This window comes from Streptomyces sp. NBC_01474, from assembly GCF_035918215.1.
In the GTDB taxonomy this organism is placed as follows: Bacteria; Actinomycetota; Actinomycetes; order Streptomycetales; family Streptomycetaceae; genus Streptomyces; species Streptomyces aureus.
The window spans coordinates 6,918,066-6,937,903 of the sequence record NZ_CP109449.1 but is presented as its reverse complement, the minus strand read 5'-3'; the positions used below and the strand labels follow the sequence as shown (position 1 = coordinate 6,937,903).

Annotated in this window: 19 protein-coding genes and 2 tRNA genes; 3 read left to right on the top strand and 18 right to left on the bottom strand. The window is 71.1% G+C overall.

Going from position 1 to position 19,838, the window contains the following annotated elements; all coding sequences use genetic code 11:
- Positions 1-46 precede the first annotated feature (46 nt).
- The 3 genes from OG758_RS31640 to leuS form a co-directional block, all read right to left on the bottom strand.
- Positions 47-892, bottom strand: coding sequence for a DegV family protein (locus OG758_RS31640; RefSeq protein WP_326713050.1), 846 nt, complete (start codon positions 890-892; stop codon positions 47-49).
- Positions 893-955: 63 nt separating this feature from the next.
- Positions 956-1,702, bottom strand: a complete 747-nt coding sequence (locus OG758_RS31635) for a hypothetical protein (RefSeq protein WP_326713049.1) — start codon at positions 1,700-1,702, stop codon at positions 956-958.
- 174 nt (positions 1,703-1,876) lie between these two features.
- A complete protein-coding gene (gene leuS, locus OG758_RS31630; RefSeq protein WP_326713048.1) occupies positions 1,877-4,771 on the bottom strand; it encodes a leucine--tRNA ligase in 2,895 nt (964 codons plus the stop codon).
- 430 nt (positions 4,772-5,201) lie between these two features.
- On the opposite strand from leuS, the gene OG758_RS31625 reads away from it, so the two are divergent.
- Together OG758_RS31625 and OG758_RS31620 are read left to right on the top strand one after the other, a co-directional pair.
- A complete protein-coding gene (locus OG758_RS31625; protein WP_326713047.1) occupies positions 5,202-6,515 on the top strand; it encodes a ferric reductase-like transmembrane domain-containing protein in 1,314 nt (437 codons plus the stop codon).
- The gene (locus OG758_RS31620; RefSeq protein WP_116513022.1) at positions 6,512-8,101 is read left to right on the top strand and encodes an NADH-ubiquinone oxidoreductase-F iron-sulfur binding region domain-containing protein; all 1,590 of its coding nucleotides are present in this window, start codon (positions 6,512-6,514) and stop codon (positions 8,099-8,101) included. The genes OG758_RS31625 and OG758_RS31620 overlap by 4 nt, the downstream gene beginning before the upstream one ends.
- A gap of 88 nt (positions 8,102-8,189) precedes the next feature.
- On the opposite strand, the gene OG758_RS31615 is transcribed toward OG758_RS31620, so the two are convergent.
- The 10 genes from OG758_RS31615 to OG758_RS31570 form a co-directional block, all read right to left on the bottom strand.
- Positions 8,190-8,262: transfer RNA gene (locus OG758_RS31615), tRNA-Ala, on the bottom strand.
- Between the two features lie 135 nt (positions 8,263-8,397).
- Positions 8,398-8,631: a hypothetical protein gene (locus OG758_RS31610; protein ID WP_116513021.1), complete on the bottom strand. Its 234-nt coding sequence runs from the start codon at positions 8,629-8,631 to the stop codon at positions 8,398-8,400.
- Positions 8,632-8,634: 3 nt separating this feature from the next.
- Entirely contained in the window at positions 8,635-8,859 is a 225-nt protein-coding gene (locus OG758_RS31605; RefSeq protein WP_326713046.1) for a hypothetical protein, read from the bottom strand.
- 299 nt (positions 8,860-9,158) lie between these two features.
- Positions 9,159-9,231: transfer RNA gene (locus OG758_RS31600), tRNA-Ala, on the bottom strand.
- Between the two features lie 96 nt (positions 9,232-9,327).
- A complete protein-coding gene (locus OG758_RS31595; RefSeq protein ID WP_326713045.1) occupies positions 9,328-10,005 on the bottom strand; it encodes a histidine phosphatase family protein in 678 nt (225 codons plus the stop codon).
- The gene (gene rsfS, locus OG758_RS31590; protein ID WP_266564317.1) at positions 10,002-10,460 is read right to left on the bottom strand and encodes a ribosome silencing factor; all 459 of its coding nucleotides are present in this window, start codon (positions 10,458-10,460) and stop codon (positions 10,002-10,004) included. Before rsfS ends, OG758_RS31595 begins: the two co-directional genes overlap by 4 nt.
- Positions 10,461-10,583: 123 nt before the next feature.
- A complete protein-coding gene (locus tag OG758_RS31585) occupies positions 10,584-12,272 on the bottom strand; it encodes a LytR C-terminal domain-containing protein (RefSeq protein ID WP_326713044.1) in 1,689 nt (562 codons plus the stop codon).
- Positions 12,273-12,288: 16 nt separating this feature from the next.
- Positions 12,289-12,951, bottom strand: coding sequence for a nicotinate-nucleotide adenylyltransferase (nadD, locus tag OG758_RS31580; RefSeq protein WP_266670448.1), 663 nt, complete (start codon positions 12,949-12,951; stop codon positions 12,289-12,291).
- Between the two features lie 47 nt (positions 12,952-12,998).
- Positions 12,999-13,163 (bottom strand): hypothetical protein, encoded by a 165-nt coding sequence (locus OG758_RS31575; RefSeq protein WP_326713043.1) that lies wholly within the window; start codon positions 13,161-13,163, stop codon positions 12,999-13,001.
- A gap of 153 nt (positions 13,164-13,316) precedes the next feature.
- Entirely contained in the window at positions 13,317-13,481 is a 165-nt protein-coding gene (locus OG758_RS31570) for a hypothetical protein (RefSeq protein WP_326713042.1), read from the bottom strand.
- Positions 13,482-13,588: 107 nt separating this feature from the next.
- Here OG758_RS31570 and OG758_RS31565 point away from each other — a divergent pair, with 107 nt between their 5' ends.
- Entirely contained in the window at positions 13,589-14,677 is a 1,089-nt protein-coding gene (locus tag OG758_RS31565) for a M48 family metallopeptidase (protein WP_326713041.1), read from the top strand.
- A 12-nt stretch (positions 14,678-14,689) separates the two neighbouring features.
- Here the strand turns inward: OG758_RS31565 and OG758_RS31560 are convergent, their stop codons facing one another.
- From OG758_RS31560 to proB, 5 genes are all read right to left on the bottom strand, one after another.
- Positions 14,690-15,763, bottom strand: coding sequence for an SCO2583 family membrane protein (locus OG758_RS31560; RefSeq protein ID WP_326713040.1), 1,074 nt, complete (start codon positions 15,761-15,763; stop codon positions 14,690-14,692).
- Positions 15,764-15,864: 101 nt separating this feature from the next.
- The gene (locus tag OG758_RS31555; protein WP_326713039.1) at positions 15,865-16,458 is read right to left on the bottom strand and encodes an SCO2584 family spore wall biosynthesis protein; all 594 of its coding nucleotides are present in this window, start codon (positions 16,456-16,458) and stop codon (positions 15,865-15,867) included.
- 78 nt (positions 16,459-16,536) lie between these two features.
- Complete coding sequence (locus OG758_RS31550; protein ID WP_326713038.1) at positions 16,537-17,820, bottom strand: glutamate-5-semialdehyde dehydrogenase; 1,284 nt, start codon at positions 17,818-17,820, stop codon at positions 16,537-16,539.
- Between the two features lie 62 nt (positions 17,821-17,882).
- A complete protein-coding gene (locus OG758_RS31545; RefSeq protein ID WP_100594227.1) occupies positions 17,883-18,344 on the bottom strand; it encodes a hypothetical protein in 462 nt (153 codons plus the stop codon).
- A 173-nt stretch (positions 18,345-18,517) separates the two neighbouring features.
- Positions 18,518-19,624, bottom strand: a complete 1,107-nt coding sequence (gene proB, locus OG758_RS31540) for a glutamate 5-kinase (protein ID WP_326716096.1) — start codon at positions 19,622-19,624, stop codon at positions 18,518-18,520.
- Between the last annotated feature and the right edge of the window lie 214 nt (positions 19,625-19,838).

Below are 19,838 nucleotides of genomic sequence, written 5' to 3'. Positions count from 1 at the left end.
CGCAGCCCAACTCACGGACCACGCCCCCGGCTCAGCGCACTGCACCTCACCGAGGCGAGACAACCGCCCCCAGCAACCCCGGCCCCGTGTGCGCCCCGATCACCGCGCCGACCTCGCTGACATGAAGGTCCATGAGCCCCGGCACCCGCTCCCGCAGCCGGTCCGCGAACGTCGCCGCCCTGTCCGGCGCGGCGAGATGGTGCACCGCGATGTCGACCTCGCTCGTTCCCGCGCGCTCGGCGACGATCTCCTGGAGCCGGGCGATCGCCTTCGACGACGTGCGCACTTTTTCCAGCAGTTCGATGCGACCGCCTTCGAGCTGCAACAGCGGTTTCACGGCGAGCGCCGAGCCGAGCAGAGCCTGGGCGGTGCCGATACGGCCACCGCGGCGGAGGTAGTCCAGGGTGTCGACGTAGAAGAAGGCGGACGTGGCGGCGGACCGCTTCTCCGCCGCGGTCACGGCCTCGTCGACCGTGCCGCCGCCGTCGGCCACCTCTGCGGCGGTGAGCGCGCAGAAACCGAGGGCCATCGCGACCATGCCGGTGTCCACGACTCTGACCGGCACCGGCGCCTCGCGCGCGGCGAGTACCGCGGCGTCGTAGGTGCCGGAGAGTTCGGACGACAGATGGAGCGAGACGACGCTGGTGGCACCCTCTTCGGCCAGCTTGCGATAAGTGGCGGCGAAGATTTCGGGGCTGGGCCGGGACGTGGTCACCGGCCGGCGCTTCTGCAGGGCTTCGGCGAGTGAGCGGGTGGAGATCTCGGCGCCCTCTTCGAGGGCCCGGTCGCCAAGGACCACGGTCAGGGGGACCGCGATGATGCCGTGGCGCTCCATCGTCCGCCGCGGCAGGTAGGCCGTTGAATCCGTGACGATCGCGACATGGCGGGACATGAGCTGGAGATTACCTGCCCGGGCCGGTGGACGGCAGCCCGGCCCCGGTGGCCCGGTCACACGTCAAGTCGTGCTCTCCGGGCGGGCTTTCTTCTGCCAAGGATAGGCCGGGCGCGGGTCAGTGGGTGAGAGCGCGGGCCGGTCGGGCTCCTCGGCCTGTCCGCCCTGGGGAGTCCCTGGCCAGGTCTGATGCGCGCCAGGGCGCTCCGGGGCCGATGCCTCGGGCCACGAGGGCGGCGTCTGCGCGGGCTCGGGCGACGGTTCGGTCGTCCAGTGCCGCAGTGCGCCCGCCTCGATGTCGATCTGGGCGCTCAGGGAATCCAGGTCATCATCGGCGATCCGGTGGGCGCGGTCCCTGGCCGCCCGGCGCAGGGAGTCGGCCGACGCGGTGATCTGCTCCGTCCGCTTGCGCAGGTCGGGCAGGAGTTCGGCGAGGTGCGCCTTGTCCGGCTCGGTCTCAAGACGCTTGAGGTCGTCGTCCAGCTCGCGCCCGTGCACGCTGAGCCGGCCGAAGAGGTCCAGCGATTCCTTGAGCGAGGCGTCCTCGGCCACGCGCGCGTGGAGCGCGTCCTGCGTGGACCTCATCGACGTACGCAGCTTGAGCCGCAGTTGCGCGAGCTCGCCGGCCGCGCCCGGCTGCACGAAGGTCCGAGCCTTGAGCGTCGTGTCCTCGACGGACCGGCGGGCCTGCGCGACCGTGCGGTCCACTCCCCGCTTGGCAGCGCCGACGACCTTCACCGTCACGTACGCGCCCAGGGCCAGGAACAGTACGAACATGAGCGCCACGATCGCGATCACAGCCTCTCCCATGACGCTCCTCCCGACAAGGTCGGCGGTCCGTCCGCCTCTTCCACCGTAAACGGAAAAGGCAGGCCGGAGGTTCCAGCGGAACCCCCAACCTGCCCGTAGGGAACAACCCTGATCCGGCTGAACGGAGTGGCCGCCCAGCACCGGCCACCGCTCACGCGAGGCCGAGGTCCCCACTCACGCGGGAACGATGTTCACCAGCTTCGGCGCCCGCACGATGACCTTGCGGATGCCCGCGCCGTCCAGCGCGGCGACGACGCGCTCGTCGGCCAGGGCCACCTTCTCCAGCTCCTCGTCGGAGATCGACGGGGACACCTCCAGGCGCGCCTTGACCTTGCCCTTGATCTGCACGACGCAGGTCACGGACTCGTCCACGACGTACGCGGGGTCGGCGACGGGGAAGTCCTGGTGCACGACGGAGTCGGTCCGGCCCAGCTTGCGCCACAGCTCCTCGGCGATGTGCGGGGCCAGCGGCGCGACCAGCAGCACCAGGCGCTCGGCCACGCTGCGTGACAGCGGGCCGCCGACCTTGGTCAGGTGGTTGTTCAGCTCGGTGACCTTGGCGATGGCGGTGTTGAACCGCATGCCCTCCAGGTCCTGGCGGACGCCGTCGATCGCCTTGTGCAGTGCACGCAGCGTGGTCCCGTCGATGGCGGAGTCCTCGGTGTCGACGACAGTGACCTCGCCGCTCGCCTCGTCGACGATGTTGCGCCACAGGCGCTGCAGCAGACGGAACTGGCCCACCACCGCGCGCGTGTCCCACGGCCGCGAGACGTCCAGGGGGCCCATCGCCATCTCGTACAGGCGCAGGGTGTCCGCGCCGTACTCGGCGCAGATCTCGTCCGGCGTGACGGCGTTCTTCAGGGACTTGCCCATCTTGCCCAGCAGACGGGAGACCTGCTCGCCCTCGTAGTAGTACGCGCCGTCGCGCTCCTCGACCTCGGCGGCGGGCACCGCGATACCGCGGCTGTCGCGGTACACGTAGGCCTGGATCATGCCCTGGTTGTACAGCTTGTGGAACGGCTCGGCCGACGAGACGTGGCCCAGGTCGAACAGCACCTTCGACCAGAAGCGGGCGTACAGCAGGTGCAGCACGGCGTGTTCGGCGCCGCCCACGTACAGGTCGACTCCACCGGTCGGCTGACCCTCACGGGGGCCCATCCAGTACTGCTCGATGGCCGGGTCGACCAGCTTCTCGCTGTTGTGCGGGTCCAGGTAGCGCAGCTCGTACCAGCACGAACCCGCCCAGTTGGGCATGGTGTTGGTCTCGCGGCGGTACTTCTTGGGTCCGTCGCCCAGGTCCAGCGTGACGTGGACCCAGTCGCCGTTGCGGGACAGCGGGGTCTCGGGCTGGGTGTCGGCGTCGTCCGGGTCGAACGTGCGGGGGCTGTAGTCGTCGACCTCCGGCAGCTCCAGGGGCAGCATCGACTCGGGCAGCGAGTGGGCGACGCCGTCCTCGTCGTAGACGATCGGGAAGGGCTCGCCCCAGTAACGCTGGCGGCTGAACAGCCAGTCGCGCAGGCGGAAGTTGACGGTGCCTCGGCCGATGCCGGTGCGCTCCAGCCACTCCGTCATGCGCGCCTTGGCGTCGGTGACGCCCAGGCCGTCGATGGAGATCTGCTCGCTCGCGGAGTTGACCAGCCGCGCCTCGTAGGAGGCGAACGCGTCGTCCCACGTGGTGGTGTCGGTGCCGCGGTCGTCCGAGGGCTCCACGACGCAGCGCATAGGCAGCTCGAAGGCGCGCGCGAACGCGAAGTCGCGGGTGTCGTGGGCGGGGACGGCCATGATCGCGCCGGTGCCGTAGCCCATCAGGACGTAGTCGGCGATGAAGACGGGGACCTGCTCGCCGCTGACCGGGTTGGTCGCGTACGCGCCGGTGAAGACGCCGGTCTTGTCCTTGGCCTCGGCCTGGCGCTCGACGTCGGACTTCGAGGCGGCCTGCTTGCGGTAGGCGGCGACGGCCTCGGCGGGCGTCGCGTGGCCGCCCGTCCAGACGTCGTGCGTGCCCTCGGGCCAGGCGGCGGGGGCGATCCGGTCCACCAGGTCGTGCTCGGGCGCCAGGACCATGTACGTGGCGCCGAACAGGGTGTCCTGACGAGTCGTGAAGACGGTGATGGCGTCGTCGCCGACGGGGAAGTCGACGCGGGCGCCCTCGGAGCGGCCGATCCAGTTCCGCTGCTGCAGCTTGATCGCCTCGGGCCAGTCCAGGGCGTCCAGGTCGTCCAGCAGGCGGTCCGCGTAGGCGGTGATGCGCATGTTCCACTGGCGCAGCTTGGCCTTGAAGACGGGGTAGTTGCCGCGCTCGGAGCGGCCGTCGGCGGTGACCTCCTCGTTGGCCAGGACGGTGCCCAGGCCGGGGCACCAGTTGACGGGCGCCTCGGAGGCGTATGCCAGCCGGTTCTCACTCAGTACGTCGGCCCGCTCGGCCCCGTTCAGCTCGTGCCACGCGCGCGTGGAGTCCGGTACGGCGCGTTCACCGCTCTCGAACTGCGCGATCAGCTGGTCGATCGGACGGGCCTTCTTCGCCTCGTCGTCGTACCAGGAGTTGAAGATCTGGACGAAGATCCACTGGGTCCACTTGTAGTACTCGGGGTCGATCGTGGCGAACGACCGGCGCTTGTCGTGGCCCAGGCCCAGCCGGCGCAGCTGGGACTTCATGTTGACCATGTTGGCTTCGGTGGACGTGCGCGGGTGGGTGCCCGTCTGCACGGCGTACTGCTCGGCGGGCAGGCCGAAGGCGTCGAAGCCCAGCGTGTGCAGGACGTTGTGCCCGTTCATGCGCTGGAAGCGCGCGAAGACGTCCGTGGCGATGTAGCCCAGCGGGTGGCCGACGTGCAGGCCCGCACCCGAGGGGTACGGGAACATGTCCATGACGAACTTCTTCGGCTTGGCGGCCAGCGCCCTGTCCGCCTCGGTGTCGCCCGCCAGGTCACCGCTCGGGTTCGGCGCCTCGTACGTGCCGTCGGCGTCCCAGAAGTCCTGCCAGCGTGCCTCGATGTCGGCGGCCATCGTCGCCGTGTAGCGGTGCGGCGCGGCCACCTCGGAAGCGGCAGCGGAATTCGTCTCGCTCATGATCCTCAAAGCTCCATCGATCGTCTCTGCTTACGGAACTGACCGCGCTGGCCAAACAAAAATGCCCCTCGCACAGGAGGGGGCGCCGCGCCGATTCCGATCCGCGATTCGTCAGCGGTCGGGACTGATCAGCGCGGCTCGCTAAGCAGAAGGCGTACGGCACGCATGGCGTCAGGGTACCGCAGGGCCCACACGGGCCGCGACGAGCTTACCGGGGAGGGCCTCGGGACGGCCGCGCAAGGGCCGAAGGAGGCCTTCGGAACGTGCATGGGCCAAGGGTTACCCCGCGTACCGACCCCTATCGGGGCAACACAAAGTCCACACCTCCGATAGATAACAACGAGATAACTCAAACCTCGTACTGGCTGGTATGGGTCGACCTAGAGTGCGGCAGCGGGACCACTTTGCCGAACCATTCGGAGTCGCCCCCATGAACCCTCCACTGAACTCCCCGTTGAACTCCCCGACGAACGGGCAGCCGCTGAATCCGTTCCCCCCGCTTCGAAATACCCGGCGCCCCCGGCGCAGGATCCGCCCGTCCCCCGCGCCCAGCCGGACGGCACGAGGGGCCCTGTGCGCGGCGGCGCTGCTGCTGATACCCCTGGTGGTGCTCGTCGGGAGCGACGCCTTCCGCGCCGCGCTCGACTTCACCACCGGGGTGCTGTCCCTGGTCTCCCTGACGGCGTCCGTCGTCTGGGGCCTGGTCGCCTCCGACCGGCTGTTCCTGACCTCGCGCCAGCGCCTTCTCTCCCAGGGCGTGCACCGGGCCACGGCGGTCGCCTCGATCGGCTTCCTGCTGCTGCACGTCACGGTCAAGCTGGCCCTCGACCATGTGTCCGTGGTCGGCGCGCTGATCCCCTTCGGGCTCGGCGTGACCGGCAGCGCGGGCCTGATCGGCCTCGGCTCGCTCGCCGGGCTCCTGATGGTCACCACCGGCGTCACCGGCGCGCTGCGCAAGGCCTTCGCCTCCCCGGCCCAGATCGCCTCCCGCTGGCGCGCCCTGCACATGCTGGCCTACCCCGCCTGGTGCTCCGCGCTGATCCACGGCCTGTACGCGGGCCGGCAGCCGAAGACCTACGTGGTGGTCCTGTACTGCCTGTGCCTGGTCGCTGTGGGCGGCGCGGTCGCCCTGCGTGCGGCGCCGGGAGCGGTCAAGCGCAAGGTCGCCTCCCGTGTCCTCGCACTCCTCGACGGGGACGGCAGGACACAGGGCACCCGCCGCAGGGACGTCACCGAATCCCCGCTGCCCGGCGGCGCCGGACGCCCCGCACCGTCCGACCCCCGCTTCGACGTGAACCGCGAGCCCCCGCCGCGGCCGCGCGACAACCCGCTCCAGATGCGGTCCCCCGGCATGCCACCGCTGTACGAGGCCCCGGCGCGCCCCGCGTTCGAGCCGCGCCCCGCCACTGCGGGCATCGGCTTCTCGGCCGCCTACCGCGCGGTCTCGACCCCGGTGGACCCGCTCTTCGGCGACCCGCCCCACGGGGAGCCGCTGACCCTCCTGGACCTCCAGCCCACCGAGGCCCTCCCGTTCGTCGACCCCGAGCCCCCCGAGCGCTGGCCGGCCCCGTCCCCACCGCCCCCCGCTCCGGCACCCCCCTCGGCGTACGACCCCACTCTCGACACCCCCTACGGCGGCATCCCGAGCTTCGAGGAAGAGTCCGCCACCGAAACGCTGCCCGGCCCGTTCCAGGCCCCCGCCGCGGGTGAACCCTGGAACACGCCGCCCGGAGGCATTCAGTGAACACCGCGCTGCCCGACGTCCCCGAAGTCCGCGTCGTCGGTCTCCCCCAGCTCACCTCGGGCTTCGACCTGGTCGAGCGACTCGACCTCGACATGCATCTGAAAGTGCACGGCCCGCTCGAACCGATGGGCGGTGAGCAACTGGCCGCGCTGGCCGGGCAGATATCGCTGCGCGGCCGCGGCGGCGCGGGGTTCCCCTTCGCCAAGAAGCTGCGCGCCGTCGCCCAGTCCGCGATACGCCGCGGGGTGCGCCCCGTCGTCGTGGTCAACGGCAGCGAGGACGAACCCGCCTGCCGCAAGGACACGGTGCTGATCAACCGCGCCCCGCATCTCATCCTCGACGGCGCGCTCCTGGTCGCCGAGGCGCTCGGCGCCCGCACCCTCGTGGTGGGCGTGACCCGCGACTCCACCGAGGCGTCCATGCAGGCCGCGCTCCTCGAAAGGGGCCTGTCCAACCGCCGTGGCGCCCCGCTACGCGCGCGCGTGCAGCGCAACCCCGTACGCATGGTCACCGGGGAGTCCTCCGCGCTGATCCGCTCGGCGGACGGCGGACCCCCGGTGCCTCCGGGCCGCAAGGTGCGCGCCTCCGACTCCGGGGTGGGCGGCGCGCCCACGCTGCTGTCGAACGCCGAGACCTTCGCCCAGCTCGCCGTCGCGGCCCGCACCGGGCCCGAGCGTTACTGCCGCACGGGCCTGCGCGACGAGCCCGGCACGATCCTGCTGACCCTCTCCGGAGCCGTCGCCCGCCCGATGGTCCTCGAAGTGCCGGCGGGGGTGCCCCTTCGGTACGTGCTCCAACTCGCGGGCGCCCCGCCGATGCCCCAGGGCGTGCTCACGGGCGGCTATCACGGCAAGTGGCTCGACGCCTTCGCGGCGCAGGAGGCGGTGGTCTCCCGCGCCTCCCTGGAGGCCGCCGGTGGCGCGCTGGGCGCGGGCGCGATCCTGCCGATCGGCCCGGACACCTGCCCGCTCGGCGAGGCGCTGCGGGTGGCGCAGTGGCTGGCCTCGGAGAGCGCGGGCCAGTGCGGGCCCTGTTATCTGGGTCTGCCGGCGGCGGCGCGCGGCCTGGAGGACGTGCTGAACGGCGGCGGCCCCACCGCCCTAGAAGCCCTCCAGCAGGTCACCAGGGCGGTGAAGCGGCGCGGCGCGTGCAAGCACCCGGACGGTTCGGCGGCGTTCCTGGAGTCGACGATCTCGGCGTTCACGGACGATCTGGCCGCGCATGTCCTGGGCGGCGGCTGCGGACGCCCGGTGCAGGGCGTGCTGCCCCTGCACACGGAGGCGCCGCAGGGTGAGTCCCCCAGCGGCCGGCGGCTCGCGGTGGACTGGACGCTGTGCGAGGGCCACGGCCTGTGCGCGGACATCGTGCCGGAGCTGATCCAGCTGGGCCCCGACGGCTATCCCTCGGTGGCGGAGGCCCCCGTGGCGCGCTATTCGGAGGCGCGGGCCGTACGGGCCGTACGGCGGTGCCCCGCGCTGGCGCTGCGTATCGAGGAGGACCCGGCGGCGGTTCCTGCCCGCCCGGCCCTGCCGCCGGCGCTCCCGCCGGGCCGGGGGCGCAGGGCGCTGGGCAGCGGGCGCGGCTGACGCCGTGAGCGCCCCCCGCGGGGCTGCGTGAGGGCATACGAAAGCGGGCCACCCTGTTCGGGTGGCCCGTCTTCATGTCCAACTATTGTGGAGCTAAGGAGAATTGAACTCCTGACCTCCTGCATGCCATGCAGGCGCTCTACCAACTGAGCTATAGCCCCGTGTGGCCACGCGGCGGAGCCGCATGTTCACCGTGTCGCCCGGTTTCCCCGGCGGCGACGCCAACATTACCGGGCACCCGGTGCATCACCAAATCGTTTCCGCCTTGGTCTGATTTGCCCGAATTTAGGCCACCCTCAGGCCGTGGCGAACGAATAGAACCGCTTGAGCGTGCAGTGCTCGTCGAGCAGCCGGCCGTAGATCGGCTCGCCCTCCAGTTCCCGATATGTCTCGATCGGGTCGCCCTTTATGATCAGCGCCCGCGCGCACTCCTCGCACCAGTACTGATAGTCGGGGTTGACCGGCTCCATGTCCCTGACGATGGGCGTGCCGCTGCCGCACCAGTCGCACGTCCTCCTGTGTGCACCCATCGATCAGCTCCAGCTGTGGCCGCAGGCCGTGCACACGTACGAGATCCCGCCGTTGTCGCCGAGCATCTGCGCGACGTGGAGGGAGCCGCAGGACGGACAGTCGGGGAAAGAGGAAGAAGAGGGGGAGGGGGAAGGGGAAGTCATGTGCTGCCCGCAATGGGCTGCTTCGGCCGGTCTCACTGTCACGCCGAGGGGGCGGTCGGCCGCCTCGGTGATGCGCGCGGGCATCGCGTTCTCCCTCCCGTCGGGCCGTCTTCGTCGATCGGACGCGGCCCTCTACCGGCCGTCCGATTCTGCCACGGCCGGAGCGTCACGGTCAGCGACGCATGAGTACCGGTCCGGACACGGCGCCGAGTTCGCCCGCTCCGGCCAGCACTTACGCACAGACCCACACACGAGGACCACATCCGCAGACCTATACGCTCCTGGACACCAAGCGCCTCAGGGCAGTTGGAAAAAGTGTGCCGGGTAACAAAAAATCCCGCCCTTACCCGGACGGGATCTTTGTGAAGCGGACGCTTCGACTGTGGAGCTAAGGAGAATTGAACTCCTGACCTCCTGCATGCCATGCAGGCGCTCTACCAACTGAGCTATAGCCCCTTGCGTTCTCCCCGCTCTGCGCGGCTGCGAACAAGAAGAACTTTAGCCTGCGACCTGCCGGAAAGTGAAATCCGGCCGTCCGGCCCCGTCGGGGGCTCAGTCGTCGTCGCCGAGCACCGGCTCCGGGAGCGTGCCCGCGTTGTGCTCGAGCAGCCGCCAGCCGCGTGCCCCCTGGCCGAGGACGGACCAGCAGCAGTTGGAGAGACCGCCGAGACCTTCCCAGTGGTGGGACTCGAGACCGAGGAGGCGCCCGATGGTGGTGCGGATCGTGCCGCCGTGGCTGACCACGACGAGCGTGCCGTCCTGCGGCAGCTTCTCCGCGTGGCTGAGCACGATGGGGGCGGCCCGGTCGGCGACCTCCGTCTCGAGTTCTCCGCCACCGCGGCGCACCGGCTCGCCGCGCTTCCACGCGGCGTACTGGTCGCCGTAACGGCCGATGATCTCGTCGTGCGTGAGGCCCTGCCACTCACCGGCGTAGGTCTCGCGCAGGCCCTCGTCGTGCGTGACGTCGAGGCCCGTGAGCGCGCCCAGCTCGGCGGCCGTGGCGGCGGCCCTGCTGAGGTCGGACGCGACGATGGCGTCCGGCTTCAGCGAGGCGAGCAGCCGGGCGGCCCGGCGGGCCTGGGCGACGCCGGTCTCGGTCAGGCCGATGTCCGTGGAGCCCTGGAAGCGGCGCTCCAGGTTCCAGGCGGTCTGGCCGTGCCGCCACAGGATGACGCGCCGTCCGCGGGCCGGTCCCCCGGCCGCTCCGGCGCCGGCCCCCGCGGCGGTCAACGCAGCTCTCCGCCCAGCTCGCGAAGCTCCTCGGCCTCCTCCGCGGCCTGCGTCCGCTGGGCGTGCTCCGCCGCCTTGCCACGGGTGGCCTTGGCGTCCTCGGGAAGCTCCAGCTCGGGGCAGTCCTTCCACAGGCGCTCGAGGGCGTAGAAGACGCGCTCCTCGCTGTGCTGGACGTGGACGACGATGTCGACGTAGTCGAGGAGGATCCAGCGGGCGTCGCGGTCGCCCTCGCGGCGGACCGGCTTGGCGCCGAGCTCCTTGTTCAGGCGCTCCTCGATCTCGTCGACGATCGACTTGACCTGGCGGTCGTTGGGCGCGGAGGCCAGCAGGAAGGCGTCGGTGATCGACAGCACATCGCTGACGTCGTACGCGATGATGTCGTGCGCGAGCTTGTCGGCAGCCGCCTGTGCGGCGGTGGTGATGAGCTCGAGGGAACGGTCAGTGGCGGTCACTACAAGGCTTTCCGTCGGCGGGCAGTAATCCCCTGAAGGGATACCCCAAGGGTCTCACGGACCGCCGACGGCCCTTACTGGATTCTCCTGGCCCCGGGAGCGCGCCCCCGGGGCCGGGCGCGCCTACTGTCCGCCCGTGTAGTTCTGCCCGAGGACCACGGACACGTCCGCGTTCGCCACGGTCTTCCCCTTGCGCACCGCACTCGTCGGCAGACCCAGGGTCTTGGCGACCTCGACGGCGTCCTGCTTGCGGTCGGCGTCCTGGTACGTGACCTGCGACGCGGGCTGGGCCGCGGTGCCCGTCCCGGCGTCGACGAAGGTGTAGCCGCCGTTCACGAGCGAGACCCTGGCCTTCTCCGTGCGGGCCTTCACGCCGGTGGCGTTCTTGATGCCGACGCGTACGGAGGCGTCCTTGCCCGGGTTCTTGACGGTGCCTCCGAGGACGTCCTTGACGACGCTGTCGGTGGCCTGCTCGGACAGGGTGCCGTCCTGCTGCACGGGCAGGAGCGCCGTCTTGTAGTCGCCGCCCTTGGCCCGGTCGGCGAGCTTGGCGAGGAACGCGCCGAGGTCCTTCTCGCCCAGCGACGGGTCGAGGATCTGGGCGAGGGACTGGACGGTGACGGTGGCGGCGTGCGGGTCGGACGACAGCTTGCGCAGTACGCCCTGCATGACTTGGCCGAACCGCATGAGCTGCGCGGTCTCGGACTCGCCGGGCGCGCGGTAGGTGGCGTACGCGACGGCCATGGGGCCGCTCAGCGTCTGCTGCTTGCCCTTCTTGACCAGCGGGGACGTCGCCTTCTTCCCGGACTTGGCGGCCGGGTCGGGGACGTCGGCGTTCGTGTCGATGTCGATGTTGCCGACGAGTTCGACGAGGTTGTTGAGGTACGGGGTGTCCAGCCGCCACGTGCCCTCGACGTCCGTGCCGAGGACGGTGTCGATGGCGTCGCGCGTGCCGGAGGACCCGTCGCCGCCGACGGACTTGCCGAGCGTCGTCGTGCTGCCCTCGTCGTCCGTCAGGGCAAGGGAGTTGGGGAGCAGGACGGTGGTGCCCTGCTTGGTGGTGGTGTTGTTGACGAGCAGCGCGGTGGAGGTGCCGCCGCCCTTGGTGTTGTGGAGATGGACGACGATCACGTCGCGGTTCTGCGGGCCCGCGGTGTCTGCGGCGCCCTTGCCGGAGTCGGCGGAGCCGAAGCCGGGCAGCTTGCCCGCGTACCAGAGGTAGCCGACACCGCCGGTCACGCAGAGCACGAGGACTATGACGAGGGCGACGACCCGGCTGCGGCCGCGGCGGCGGGCCTCCTCGCGGCGCTCGGTGCGCGACTCGGTGAACTTCAGCCAGTCGATGACGTCTTCGGAGTTCTCGTCCGGCTCCTCGACGAAGGAGAACTGCTCGGTGCGGTACTCGGGCGCCCCGTCGCGCTCGCGCGCCGCGGGCTCGGTCCGGGGAGCGGCCTGCGCCGGGATGTGAGCGGTCGCGGTCTGCTCCTCGACGCGCTGCTGCTGCCCCGTTCCCGCGACAGCCCCGTAGGGGTCGTAGGAAGGGGGCGGCCCCTGCTGCGCGGGCGCACCCGCCCCGTAGGGGTCGTACGTGTCGTACGAGGGCACCGGCGGCTGCTGGCCGGTGGCGTACGGGTCGTAGCCGTAGCCCTGGCCCTGGGTCGCTTGCGGATACTCGTACTGCGCAGGCTGCTGGGGCACCTGCCGGTACACGGGCTGCCCGTACTCGTCGTAGCCGACGAGCTCGTACTGGTCGGACGTGTTGGACGCGTCCCCCGAGTAACTGCCCGAGTAACCGTCGTATCGGTCGTTCACCGGTGCCCCTCTCGGCTCACTCGCCGCGGTACAGCTCGCGCTTGTCGATGTAGCGCACCACACCGTCCGGGACCATGTACCAGACGGGGTCACCCTTGGCGACCCTCGCTCGGCAGTCCGTGGACGAGATGGCGAGGGCCGGCACCTCGACGAGCGAGACACCGCCCTCCGGCAGACCGGGGTCGGTCAGCGGGTGGCCCGGCCGGGTGACCCCGATGAAGTGCGCCAGGGAGAACAGTTCTTCCGTGTACCGCCAGGTGAGGATCTGACCCAGGGCGTCAGCGCCCGTGATGAAGAAGAGGTCCGTGTCCGGGTTGAGCGCGCGCAGATCGCGCAGCGTGTCCGTGGTGTACGTCGGCCCGCCACGGTCGATGTCGATGCGGCTCACCGAGAACTGCGGGTTCTCGGCGGTCGCGATGACCGTCATCAGGTAGCGGTCCTCGGCCGGCGTGACCAGGCGGTCCGTCTTCTGCCACGGCTGCCCCGTCGGCACGAACACGACCTCGTCGAGGTGGAACTGCGCGGCGACCTCGCTGGCCGCCACCAGGTGTCCGTGGTGGATCGGGTCAAACGTTCCGCCCATGACGCCGAGACGCCGCTTGGCGGTGCTGATCCGGGCCCGGTCCGGGCCGCCGGCCGGGCCGTTGACCGGGCCGGTAGGCATGTCCTGCTCTCCCATGCGTGCAGAGCCTACTGGCCCGGTCGGGGTGCCTTCGCCCTCAGGGCCTAGCGGTCCCGGTTGAAGCGGGTGACGATCCACAGCAGCAGCAGCAGGAGGAACAGGGCGCCGCCGCCGGTGAGGTAGGGGCTGAGGCTCGGGTGGTTGCCGCCGCCCTCGCCGCCCTCGGCGGCGAGAGTGGCCAGCTGGGCAGCGGTGCTGTGGAGGCTCATCGTCAGCAGGACCTATCCGGGTGAGACGGGATGGGGAGTCGGGCTCTGGGTGGTGACATGAGGTCTGGATAAAGACTTCCCGCTCATCGTATGCGGGGGTGTCCTCGGCGATCACGCCGACTCTGCCGTATGTGTGTCCGCCCCGCGGCCGCGTCAGTCGTCGCGCTTGTAGCCCCGCAGCAGGAACCAGCCCAGGAACACGCTGCCGAGGACGCCCACGACGATCACGGTGCGCAGCAGATTGCCGGCGCCCTGCTGGTCGGAGGCGGCGGCGTTGACCACCTGGGTGAGCCAGGCGGCGTCGGGTGTGTGCTCCATGGCGTTTCGCTCCTTCGGTGTGCTGCCCCGCCACGGTATCTCCGCCTACTGTGGAGACCTCCTCGGGGGCACAACCGAACATGACGGCACACGAACATGGGGGACGCATGCCCGACGTCAACGACGGCAACGACGACCAGCGCGAGCACGTACCGAGCAGACAGCGCCGGCGCTTCGAGGGGATCTCCTCGCGGGCGTACGAGCACCCGGCGGACCGGTCGGCCCTGGTGGCACTGCGCAAGCTCAGCGGTTTCGACACGGTGTTCAAGGCGCTCAGCGGTCTGCTGCCCGAGCGCAGCCTGCGCCTGCTGTTCCTGTCGGACTCGGTCCGGGTCTCCGACGAGCAGTTCGCGCACCTCAACGACATGCTGCGGGACGCCTGTTACATCCTGGACCTGGAGAAGGTCCCGCCGATGTACGTCAACCAGGACCCCCAGCCGAACGCGATGTGCATCGGCCTGGACGAGCCGATCATCGTCGTCACGACCGGCCTGGTGGAGCTGCTCGACGAGGAGGAGATGCGGGCGGTCGTCGGCCACGAGGTGGGCCACGCGCTGTCCGGCCACTCGGTCTACCGGACGATACTGCTCTTCCTGACCAGCCTGGCGCTCCGCGTCGCGTGGATCCCGCTCGGCAACTTCGCGATCATGGCGATCGTCACGGCGCTGCGCGAGTGGTTCCGCAAGTCGGAGCTGTCCGCGGACCGCGCCGGCCTGCTGGTCGGCCAGGACCTCAACGCGTCGATGCGCGGCCTGATGAAGATCGCGGGCGGCAACCATCTGCACGAGATGAACGTGGACGCGTTCCTCAAGCAGGCCGAGGAGTACGAGGCCGGGGGCGACCTGCGCGACTCCGTGCTCAAGATCCTCAACGTGATGCCGCGCACGCACCCCTTCACCACGGTCCGCGCGGCCGAGCTGAAGAAGTGGGCCGCGACCCGCGACTACCAGCGCATCATGGACGGCCACTACCCGCGCCGCACCGAGGACAAGGACACCTCGGTCACCGACTCGTTCCGCCAGTCGGCCTCGCACTACGCGGACAACGTGCGCAGCTCCAAGGACCCGCTGATGAAGCTGGTCACGGACATCGCGGGCGGCGCGGGCGACCTGGGCGGCAAGCTGCGCGGCAAGTTCGGCGGCGGCAACGGCGGTGCGAACACGGGCAACCACGGGACGCCGGAGGACGGCGCGTAGGTCCCGCGGGGCTCAGAGCGAAGGCTGGGCGCCCGGCGCGAGGGCACCGCACAGCGAGGTGGTGCCGCCCGTGGCGAACGGGTCGGTGCCGGCCGGGCCGCCCTCCTTCGGTGTCTGCCCCGCGAGCAGCGGGCGCAGCTGCGCGGTCGAGTCGACGGAGCAGGACAGCGGCCCGGCCTGCACATAGCTGACGAGCACCTCGGCCTGATGCATGCGCAGGTCGTCCCGGTCGAAGCGGAAGTGCAGCTCGCGGCGGACGGTGAACAGGGACGCCTTCGCCTCGGCGCCGGCTCCGGCCGGGCGCAGCGCGTAGACGAAGGTGTGGTCGGAGACGACCTCGAGGGTGTCCGCGTCGGACTCCGTGGCGCGCAGCGTGCCCTGGACGCGGATCCCGTTGTCGGCGAGCTCGGCCTGCTTCGGGTCGAAGCGGACGAGCCAGCCGGTGGCCTGGTGCCGTCCGTCGGCGGCGGGCCGGTCGAAGCTCCGGTCGAACTGGTCGAGCTGCTGCGGGTCGAGAAGGATCCGCACGGGCCGCACGGCCTTCCCGGTGAGCACGTCGGGGTCGAGCGAGGACTCGACGAGATAGTCCTTGGCGGTGGTCAGGGCGGCGTAGACCTGGCTCTCGGAGAAGTGCGCGGTGTGCTGCTCCGGAGGCAGATTGATGCCCTCGGCGGCCGTCCTGAACTCGGCGGCGGGACTGTGCGCGTAGAGCTCGGACACCGAGACCGCGCCGGGCACCCGGCCCTGCGGCGAGAGCGGGATGACGGTCATCCGCAGCGGTTCGGGCCGGCGGGCGGCGGTGACGCCCTGGTAGGGGTTGCGTACGCCCATGTAGATCGCGGTGCCGAACGCGATGACGATCAGGATGACGAGGATGACGGCCTGCCGGGTGAGGCCGCGCCGCAGTCCGGGGCGTCGGCGTACGGCGGGCGCGTGGTCGGTGATGCGCTCCTGCGCGGAGAACTCCTGGAGCCGGGCAGCGCGGATGAACGACTCGTCGAAGACGACGGATCGGTACTCGTCCTCGCCACCACCGCCGGGAGCGCTCTCGGGGGTCCCCTCCGGTGGGTCTCCTGGCTCGCCCATACCTTCAGGGTAGGTCTGCGGGGGGTCCGGTAAACGCCCTGGTACGCGACAACTTCCGACAGGGTCTCAACCCTGTGCTGACGGGGTGTGCCCGTGTGTGGTCAGGGGAGCCGCGGGGTGGCGGGGACCGGTGACTGGGAGTAGTCGGCGGAGGCGCTGGGGGCGGACGGGAAGCCCTTCTCCAGCTCGGTCGTCGCGGGCGGCGGGACCCGGTCCTGGCGGCCGCCCGACGAGGCGCCGCGGTAGACGGCGGTGAAGGCGAGCGCGACCATGCCGATGCCCATGACGAGGGCGAGCAGCCAGGCGACGGGGCGGCGCCAGCGCACCTTCGCGGCGTACGCGCCGGGGCGCGGGTAGCCGTCCTCGTCGACATCGGGGTCGTAGAGGTCGTCGGCGTCAAGGCCGTGGCCGTAGCCGCCTCGTGGGTCGGGGCCGTACCCGTCGTCGTAGAGGTCGTCGTCCACCGCGGAGCCACGCGTGCGGGCCCTTCGCGCCTCTGCTTCCTGGGCCTCGGCGCGCGCCTGCGCCGCGGCGAGCAGCCGCTCGACCGCGGTCGGTTCATGGACCTCGGCGGCCTGCACGAAGTCCTCGTCGAAGACCACGGAGGCGAACTCTTCGTCCGCACCCCCGCGGTCGCGGTCGTCGTCGGGCTCCCAGCCGTCAGGGAACGGCGTGCCCCCCACGTCCTCCGGCACGCGTCCAGAGTAGACCTGGGGGGTCGTTTTGGGCAGTCGGTGCGGGAATTCCCTTTGTCGCCGTCCGCATGCCCACGGCTACCGGATGTGGCCGTCGCCCGTGACGATGTACTTGGTGCTCGTCAGCTCCGGAAGGCCCATGGGACCCCGGGCGTGGAGCTTCTGGGTGGAGATGCCGATCTCGGCGCCGAAGCCGAACTGGCCGCCGTCGGTGAAGCGTGTCGAGGCGTTCACGGCGACCGTCGTGGAGTCGACCAGTTGGGTGAAGCGGCGGGCCGCCTGCTGCGAGGTGGTGACGATCGCCTCGGTGTGGCCGGACGACCAGAGGCGGATGTGCTCCACGGCGGCGTCCAGGGAGTGCACGACGGCGGCCGCGATGTCGTACGAGAGGTACTCGGTCTCCCAGTCCTCGGGGGTCGCCTCGACGACGGTGGCCTTGGAGCCCTCGGCGTACGCCAGGACGCGCTCGTCGGCGTGCACGGTGACGCCGGCCTCGGCGAGGGCCGCGAGGGCGCGGGGCACGAAGACGTCGGCGATGTCCTGGTGGACGAGGAGGGTCTCGGCGGCGTTGCAGACGCTGGGTCGCTGCGCCTTGGAGTTGATCAGGATGTCGACGGCCATGTCGAGGTCGGCGTGGGCGTCGACGTAGACGTGGCAGTTGCCGGTGCCGGTCTCGATGACGGGGACGATCGAGTTCTCGACGACGTTCTTGATGAGGGAGGCGCCGCCGCGCGGGATGAGGACGTCGACCAGGCCGCGCGCCCGCATCAGCTCGGTGACGGAGTCGCGGCCCTCGCCGGGCACGAGCTGGATGGCGTCGGCGGGCAGCCCGGAGCCGCCGACGGCGTCGCGCAGCACCCGCACGAGGGCGGTGTTGGACTCGTACGCGGACGAACTGCCGCGCAGGAGAACGGCGTTGCCCGACTTGAGGCAGAGGGCGGCGGCGTCCACGGTCACGTTCGGGCGGGCCTCGTAGATGATGCCGACGACGCCGAGCGGGACGCGGACCTGGCGCAGGTCGATGCCGTTCGGGAGGGTGTTGCCGCGGACGACGGTGCCGACCGGGTCGGGCAGGGCGACGACGTCGCGCACATCGGCGGCGATGGCGCGGACCCGCTCGGGCGTGAGCGTGAGGCGGTCGATGATCGACTCGCTGGTGCCGGCCTCGCGGGCGCGGGCGATGTCCTTGGCGTTCGCCTCGACGATCTCGGCCGTGCGCACTTCGAGGGCGTCGGCGATCGCGGCGAGGGCATCGTCCTTCGCGGCCCGCGGCAGCGGGGCGATCACACCGGCCGCGGACCGGGCGCGGTAGGCGGCCTGGGTGACGGGGGTCATCGAGTCGTACGGCGAGAGCGAGGTCATATCGGCAGGGTAATGGGCGCGCCGGGGCCGTCCGGCTGCTGTTCCGAACCCTGAGATGTGACCTAAAACGGGTGTACGCCGACCGGGGTGGCCGGCAGGGGCCCGTATCCCTCGGCGATGCGCTGGTGGTACGTGTCGCGGTCGATGACCTCAAGGCCGACGATCTCCCACGGCGGGAGCTGGGAACTCTGGCGGTGCTCGCCCCACAGGCGCAGCGCCACGGCTGCCGCGTCGTGCAGGTCGCGGGCCTCTTCCCAGTAGCGGATCTCGGCGTGGTCGACGGCGTACCGGCTCGTCAGCAGAAAGGGGTGGTCGTGCGCCAGTTGTTCGAGTCCCCGCCGCACCTCCGCGAGGGGCGCGTCGGCGCCGGAGACGCTGAGAGTGACATGCCAGAGGCGGGGGCCTTCCTCCGTCACGGCGCTCTCCTCCTGCCCGCTACCCTGGTACGACTCGCCGGCCGCGACGCTGGTCAGTGCCCGCTCCGCCGACCCTCGGGACGTCGCCCCCGGGCGCGCTCGTCTCACGACGGCCTCCTTTTGCGCAATGGTCGTGCGGAACTTCCTGAAACAAAGTTGAGCAGGCCAAGGGCCGTCGTGGGGCGGTTTTGGGGAAGGTGCCCCGCCGGAGGCCCGGCTTTCGGCCGTCTACACGGTTTACGACCGGTGCGGACGCCGGATCTTCACGTATCGCCGGGCGGTCAGGCCTGCAGCAGCACGAGGTCGTCCCGGTGGACGACCTCACGCTCGTAGGCGGGTCCCAGCTCGCGGGCCAGCTCGCGGGTGGAGCGGCCGATGAGCTGCGGGATCTCCTTGGCGTCGAAGTTCACCAGGCCGCGCGCGACCGCGCGCCCCGTGGTGTCGCGCAGCTCGACGGGGTCACCCGCGTTGAACTCGCCCTCGACGGCCGCGATGCCCGCGGGAAGGAGCGACTTGCGGCCCTCCACGACGGCCTTCACCGCCCCGTCGTCGAGCGTGAGCGCGCCCTGCGGCGTGGAGGCGTGCTGGAGCCACAGGAGCCGGTCGGCACTGCGCCGGCCCGTGCGGTGGAAGTACGTGCCCGTGTCGCGGGCGGCGAGCGCGTCGGCCGCGTGCACCGCGCTGGTGAGGACTACGGGGATGCCCGCGGCCGCGGCGATCCCGGCCGCCTCGACCTTGGTCACCATGCCTCCGGTGCCTACGCCCGCCTTCCCCGCACTGCCGATCTTGACGTGCGCGATGTCGGCGGGACTGCGGACCTCGGAGATCCGCGAGCTGCCGGGCTTGGCGGGGTCGCCGTCGTAGAGGCCGTCGATGTCGGAGAGGAGGACGAGGAGGTCGGCGTGGACGAGGTGGGCGACCAGGGCGGCGAGCCGGTCGTTGTCGCCGAAGCGGATCTCGTCCGTGGCCACGGTGTCGTTCTCGTTCACGACGGGCAGGGCGCCCATCGCGAGGAGCTGGTCGAGGGTGCGCGACGCGTTGCGGTGGTGGGCGCGGCGGGCCATGTCGTCACTGGTGAGCAGAACCTGGCCGACGCGGACGCCGTAGCGGGCGAAGGAGGCGGTGTAGCGGGCCATCAGGAGACCCTGGCCCACGCTCGCGGCCGCTTGCTGGCGGGCGAGGTCCTTGGGGCGCCGGCGCAGGCCGAGCGGCGCGAGCCCGGCGGCGATGGCGCCGGACGAGACGAGCACGATCTCCTTCTCACCGCCGCTGCGGACCTTGGTGAGCACGTCGACGAGGGCGTCGACCCGGTCGGCGTCGAGGCCGCCCTCGGCGGTGGTGAGCGAGGAGGATCCGATCTTGACCACGATCCTGCGGGCTTCCGCCACGTCCTGCCTCATGTCCTGCCCTGCCGCTGACACGTGCGTTCCCCATCGGTGCTGACCGGCCGCGGGCCTCGTCCCGGCCACGGCCCAGGTCCTGCAATCTACGTGAGCGACACGGCGCGGCGCCTCCGGGTTCCGAGGGGCGGACGGCAGGCTCACGCGAAAGGCATTCCACCGGAGGCGGCGAAAGGAATCGTTGCCCAGAGATCGTGGGGCC

Bases quoted from the DNA above. Each gene is read 5' to 3' on its own strand.
- OG758_RS31640 (WP_326713050.1), bottom strand. From the start codon at position 892: ATGTCCCGCCATGTCGCGATCGTCACGGATTCAACGGCCTACCTGCCG.
- OG758_RS31635 (WP_326713049.1), bottom strand. From the start codon at position 1,702: ATGGGAGAGGCTGTGATCGCGATCGTGGCGCTCATGTTCGTACTGTTC.
- leuS (WP_326713048.1), bottom strand. From the start codon at position 4,771: ATGAGCGAGACGAATTCCGCTGCCGCTTCCGAGGTGGCCGCGCCGCAC.
- OG758_RS31625 (WP_326713047.1), top strand. From the start codon at position 5,202: ATGAACCCTCCACTGAACTCCCCGTTGAACTCCCCGACGAACGGGCAG.
- OG758_RS31610 (WP_116513021.1), bottom strand. From the start codon at position 8,631: ATGGGTGCACACAGGAGGACGTGCGACTGGTGCGGCAGCGGCACGCCC.
- OG758_RS31605 (WP_326713046.1), bottom strand. From the start codon at position 8,859: ATGCCCGCGCGCATCACCGAGGCGGCCGACCGCCCCCTCGGCGTGACA.
- nadD (WP_266670448.1), bottom strand. From the start codon at position 12,951: ATGGGAGAGCAGGACATGCCTACCGGCCCGGTCAACGGCCCGGCCGGC.
- OG758_RS31575 (WP_326713043.1), bottom strand. From the start codon at position 13,163: ATGAGCCTCCACAGCACCGCTGCCCAGCTGGCCACTCTCGCCGCCGAG.
- OG758_RS31570 (WP_326713042.1), bottom strand. From the start codon at position 13,481: ATGGAGCACACACCCGACGCCGCCTGGCTCACCCAGGTGGTCAACGCC.
- OG758_RS31565 (WP_326713041.1), top strand. From the start codon at position 13,589: ATGCCCGACGTCAACGACGGCAACGACGACCAGCGCGAGCACGTACCG.
- OG758_RS31560 (WP_326713040.1), bottom strand. From the start codon at position 15,763: ATGGGCGAGCCAGGAGACCCACCGGAGGGGACCCCCGAGAGCGCTCCC.
- OG758_RS31550 (WP_326713038.1), bottom strand. From the start codon at position 17,820: ATGACCTCGCTCTCGCCGTACGACTCGATGACCCCCGTCACCCAGGCC.